The 4,994-nt window shown below is 73.9% G+C and carries 6 protein-coding genes and 1 pseudogene; 5 read left to right on the forward strand and 2 right to left on the reverse strand.

Going from position 1 to position 4,994, the window contains the following annotated elements:
- The 3 genes and pseudogenes from KBA23_RS15770 to KBA23_RS15780 form a co-directional block, all read left to right on the forward strand.
- Window positions 1–249 (forward strand): annotated as a pseudogene (locus tag KBA23_RS15770) (hypothetical protein); the annotation flags it as partial.
- On the forward strand, window positions 246–1,262 hold the full coding sequence (locus tag KBA23_RS15775) for a DNA polymerase III subunit delta (RefSeq protein WP_290742911.1): 1,017 nt from the start codon (window positions 246–248) through the stop codon (window positions 1,260–1,262). The pseudogene KBA23_RS15770 and the gene KBA23_RS15775, both read left to right, overlap by 4 nt.
- 174 nt (window positions 1,263–1,436) lie before the next feature.
- Window positions 1,437–1,724 (forward strand): hypothetical protein, encoded by a 288-nt coding sequence (locus KBA23_RS15780; RefSeq protein WP_290742914.1) that lies wholly within the window; start codon window positions 1,437–1,439, stop codon window positions 1,722–1,724.
- On the opposite strand, the gene KBA23_RS15785 is transcribed toward KBA23_RS15780, so the two are convergent.
- Both KBA23_RS15785 and KBA23_RS15790 read right to left on the reverse strand, forming a co-directional pair.
- On the reverse strand, window positions 1,640–2,857 hold the full coding sequence (locus KBA23_RS15785) for a TIGR03862 family flavoprotein (RefSeq protein WP_290742926.1): 1,218 nt from the start codon (window positions 2,855–2,857) through the stop codon (window positions 1,640–1,642). The genes KBA23_RS15780 and KBA23_RS15785 overlap by 85 nt on opposite strands.
- Before the next feature lies 1 nt (window position 2,858).
- On the reverse strand, window positions 2,859–3,620 hold the full coding sequence (locus KBA23_RS15790) for an SDR family oxidoreductase (RefSeq protein ID WP_290742916.1): 762 nt from the start codon (window positions 3,618–3,620) through the stop codon (window positions 2,859–2,861).
- Window positions 3,621–3,788: 168 nt separating this feature from the next.
- On the opposite strand from KBA23_RS15790, the gene KBA23_RS15795 reads away from it, so the two are divergent.
- Complete coding sequence (locus KBA23_RS15795) at window positions 3,789–4,199, forward strand: MAPEG family protein (protein ID WP_290742919.1); 411 nt, start codon at window positions 3,789–3,791, stop codon at window positions 4,197–4,199.
- A 2-nt stretch (window positions 4,200–4,201) separates the two neighbouring features.
- The coding region (locus KBA23_RS15800) for a DNA gyrase modulator (protein WP_290742923.1) at window positions 4,202–4,994 on the forward strand (793 nt) is incomplete at its 3' end.

Raw genomic sequence — 4,994 nt, forward strand, 5'->3', positions numbered from 1 at the left:
CGGTACAACATCACCGGCGTCGCCGACTATCGCCTGGTGGCGCTGGCGGGTGGCCCGCCGGTCCGGACGGGTCGGGTCGAATCCTTCACCGGCTACAGCGCGCCCGAATCCGAAACCGCCTCCGCCTTCGCCAGCCGCGTGGCCGAGCAGGACGCGGAGCTCCGGCTGGCCGCGACCCTCGCCGACCGGATCGTGATGGAGCTCGCCATCACCGCCGACGACCGCGCACTCCCCGCGCCGGCGCCGTGAAGCTCTCGGCGCGCGAGGCGGCGCGCTATCTCGCGGCGCCCGATCCGGCCGGCGCCGGGGTGTTGCTCTATGGCGCGGACGCGATGCGCGTGGCGCTGAAGCGCGCGGCGCTCGTCACCGCGATGATCGGGGCGGGCGGCGCGGCTGAGATGCGCCTCACCCGGATCGCCGGCGCCGACCTGCGCCGCGACCCCGCCGCGCTCGAGGATGCGCTGAAGGCGATCGGCTTCTTTCCCGGTCCGCGCGCCGTTCTGGTCGAGGAGGCGGCGGACGGGGTCACGTCGGTCCTCGTCGCGGGCCTCGCCAATTGGCGGCCCGGGGATGCCCGACTCGTGGTGACGGCCGGCGCGCTCGGCGCGGGCAGCGCGCTGCGCAAGGCCTTCGAGCGCGCGCCCGGGGTCGTCGCGATCGGTATCTACGACGATCCGCCGAGCCGCGAGGAAGTCGCCGCCCATCTCGCGCGGGCGGGTATCAAAGCCGTGCCGGCCGAGGCGCTGGCCGATGTCGAGGCGCTGGCCCGCGCGCTCGACCCCGGCGACTTCGCCCAGCTTGTCGAGAAGATCGCGCTCTACAAGCGCGGCGACCCGGCGCCGCTCTCGCCCGCTGACGTGGCGGCCTGCGCGCCGCCGGCGGCCGAGGCGGATGTCGAGGAATTGCTGAACCTCGCCGCCGAGGGGCGGGTCGCCGCGCTCGCCGGAGCGATGCGGCGGCTCGCGGGGCAGGCGCCGACCAGCCTGACCATCGCCGCTGCCCGGCATTTCCGCGCGCTTTACGCCGCCGCGCTGGCTCCGGACGGGCCGGAAGCGGCTCTGGCCCGCGCCCGGCCGCCGGTCTTCGGGCCGCGCCGCGCGCGGATGGCCGGACAGGCGCGCGCGCTCGGGGTGGACGGCGCGCGCCAGGCGCTCGGCCTTGTCATGGACGCCGACCTGCGCCTCCGCTCCGCGCGCCCGACGCCGGGCCTCGCCCTTGTCGAGCGCCTGCTCGTCCGCGTCGCCACCCTCCGCCGCGACTGATCGGAACGCCCCCTTCGCAGGGACGGGGAATCGCCCGTCCAACCGCGCGGCCATGTCACGCGCCGGTCACGCGCGCCTTACGCGGCTTGGCGCACAAGGGCGGGCCGGCGGCGCGTTCGCTTCCGGATTTTCACGCAGGGCCGAGAGCCCGCCGCAAGACATTGGAGCACCGAAATGACCGGCCTGACCCCGACCTTCCGCCCCGCCGAAATCGCCGCCGGCCCCCGTCTCGCCGAGCTTTTCCGCTGGCTCAAGGCCCGCGCGGCGGCGATCGCGGCCGCCCGCGCGGCGCGCGCCAAGGAACGCCGCGACATCCTGCGCCTGCGTGATTGCGACGAGCATGTCCTGCGCGATATCGGGATCACCCGCGATTCGCTCTATCCGCTCGACGCGTCCGACAGCGCCCGGGCGGCGGCGAGCCCGGCCCAGCGTCCGGTCGCGAGGCAGGCGGTCATGAGATAGCCACCGGTCGGCGCGTCCCAGTCGAGCATCTCGCCCGCGCAGAAGGTTCCCGGGACCGCCCGTGCCATCAACGCCGGGTCCAGCCCCGCGCGCGCGACCCCGCCCGCCGTCGAGATCGCCTCGTCCATCGGCGCCGGGCCGAGCAGCGGCAAGGGCAGCGCCTTCAGCGCCCGGGCCAGCGCCTCCGGCCCCGCCCCGGCGATGTCGGGAACGCATTCGCGCAGGAGCGCGATCTTGGCCGGGCCGAGATTGAGCGTCTTGCGCAGATGGTTCGAGAGGCTCGCGCCGCCGCGGGGCCGCGCCAGGCGCCGGGCCGTCTCGGCCTCGGCGCGGTCGGGCAGGAGATCGAGGGTCAGCGCCGCGCCATCGCGGAGCACGGGGCCGAGCGCGTAGATCCCGCCGCCTTCCACGCCGCCCGCGGTCAGCACGAATTCGCCCCGCGCCGTCCGTCCACCAGCCGACAGCGCCACCGGCTTGATGGCCGCGCCGAAATGGCGCGCCATCGCCGGCGACCAGTCAACGCGAAAGCCGCCGTTCGACGGGGCGAAGGGTGCGAGCGGCACCCCGCGCGCCGCGAGGATCTGCGCCCAGGCGCCGTCGGAGCCGAGCCGGGCCCAGGACGCCCCGCCGAGCGCGAGGACCGTCACCCGGGGCGCCAGCGTCCGCGCCCCTTCCGGCGTCGCAAAGCGGGCCGCGCCGTCCTCGGCCCAGCCGAGCCAGCGCCAGCGGGCGCGGATCTCGACCCCCGCCCCGGTCAGGCGGGCGAGCCAGGCCCGCAGCAGCGGCGAGGCCTTCATCGCGACCGGAAACACCCGACCGGAGGTGCCGGTGAAGACCTCCTGCCCGAGGCCGCGCGCCCAGTCCCGCGCCTCGGCCGGACCGAAGGCCACGAGCATCGGTCCGAGCCACTCCGCCGCCGGACCGTAGGCGTCCGCGAAGATGGCCGGGGGCTCGTCCTTGGTGAGATTGAGGCCGGACTTGCCGGCCATGAGCAGCTTGCGGCCGACTGAGGGTTTCGCCTCGGCGAGCAGGACCCGGGCACCGGCCGCCGCCAACGTCTCGGCGGCCATAAGTCCGGCCGGGCCGCCCCCGACGACCAGCGCCTCGACCGGCTCGGCCTGTGCCCCGGCCAGTTCAGTCCAGCCCGATCCGGGCCCGGATCGCCGGATCGCGCAGCGAGACTTCCTGCCCCGCGAGATCGGCCGCCGCTTCGGTGCAGAGCCAGACCAGCGCCCGCGCGGGGGCCGTCACCGGCGCGTGCTGCGAGAAGTCCATCTGGCTGACCGGATTGATCCCCGAGGCCTTGATGCGTCGCTGCATGTCGGTGGCCACCGTGCCGGGCGACAGGCTGAAGACGCGGACACCGTGACCCTTGTTCTCGAGATGGGCGCAGCGCGTCAGCATGTGCGAGCCGGCCTTCGAGGCACAATAGGCGCTCCAGCCTTCGAGCGGATTATGGGCCGCGCCCGAGCCGATGTTGACGATGACGCCCGCGCCCCGCGCCCGCATGATCGGCAGGGCGGCGCGCAGCCCGTGATAGACGCCCTTGAGGTTGATATCGATCGCCGTGCCCCAGGCCGCCGGGTCGGTGGCGGCCAGCGGGCCGATCGGGTCGATGACGGCGGCGTTGTTGATCAGCGCGTCGACCGCGCCCAGCATCTCGCGGGCGTGGGTCAGGGCGGCCTGGACTTGCGAGAATTCCGCCACGTCGCAGGTCATCGCCTCGACCCTGGCACCGGTGCGTCGCAGCCGGGTCGCGAGTTCGGTGATGCCCTCGGCCTTGCGGGCGAGCAGCAGCAGGCTGGCGCCCTCGGCGGCCATGGCCTCGGCGGTGGCGGCGCCGATGCCGCGGCCGGCGCCGGTGATGACGATGCTCTTGCCTGCCAGCAGGCTCATGATCGCTTCCCCCCAACCGAAAGGCCCCCGGCGGGGCACGTCTTTTCACCCATTGATGAAAGGCGCTCGGGGCGCGAAAGGCAAGAGGCCAGGCGATGCTCTCAGGTTGTTTCGGGTCGGATTCCGACCTAAGTAGCGAAACCGATCCGCCGCATGGAGAAGCCCGGCATGACATCCTCTTCCACGCTGCACATCGTCGCGCTCTATGTCGGCCTCAACGGGCTGATCCTCTTCTGGCTGGCGCTGGCGATCAGCCGGATCCGGACCCGGACCGGCGTCTGGATCGGCGACGGCGGGGTGGAGGAGCTGATACGCGCGATGCGCGGCCAGGCGAACTTCACCGAGTTCGTGCCCTTCGGCCTGCTGATGCTGCTGCTGATGGCCGCGCTGGGGCTGCCCTGGTATCTCGTCCATGTCTTCGGCGCGACGCTGACCGTCGGACGGATCGCCCACGCCGCGCATTTCACCGGCGCCTATGATGCGCTGATCGCGCGGCAGGTGGGCGCGATGCTGACCTTCCTGCCGATCACCCTCGGCAGCGTCGGGCTGATCTTCCACGCGCTGACGGCGATGGGCTGAGCATGGCACGCGATCTCGAAGGTTTGACGGGTGCGCTCCTGCGCGCGGCGCGCAAGGCCGGGGCCGAGGCGGCGGACGCGCTGGCGGTCGAGGGCGACAGCCTCTCGATCGAGGTACGGGCCGGCGCGCTCGAACAGGCCGAGCGGGCCGAGGGTGTGGAAATCGGCCTGCGCGTCCTCATCGGTCGCCGGCAGGCCTGCGTTTCGGCCAGCGATGTCCGGTCCGAGACCCTCGACGCGATGGCCGAGCGGGCGGTCGCCATGGCGCGCGAGGCGCCGGAGGACCCATGGTGCGGCCTCGCCGCGCCGGAGCAACTGGCGCGCTCCTGGGATCTCGTCGCGCTCGATCTCGTCGACGCGTCCGAGCCGCCCTCGGCGGCCGAACTGCGCGAGATCGCGCTCATGGCAGAGGCCGCGGCGCTCGCCGTGCCGGGCATCACCCGGGCCGAGGGCGCGGGCGCGGGCTGGCAGGCGAGCCGCGTCCATGTCGCCGCCAGCAACGGCTTTTCGGGCGGCTACGGTCGCACGGGGCATTCGATCCACGCGGTTGCGATCCATGGCGACGGGCTGGCGATGGAGCAGGACCATTGCGTCGAGGGCCGGTCCCATCGCGCCGACCTGCCCGACCCCGCGCGTATCGGCCGGCTGGCCGGCGAGCGGGCGGTGAAATGGGCGGGCGCGAAGAAACCGCCGACCGGCGCCTATCCGGTGCTCTATGACGAGCGCGTCGCCTCGTCGCTGATCGGGCATCTGGTACAGGCCTTCAACGGCGCGGCGGTGGCCCGGGGGGCGAGCT

Origin of the sequence: Amaricoccus sp. (assembly GCF_017995835.1) — a bacterium.
Classification (GTDB): Bacteria; Pseudomonadota; Alphaproteobacteria; order Rhodobacterales; family Rhodobacteraceae; genus Amaricoccus.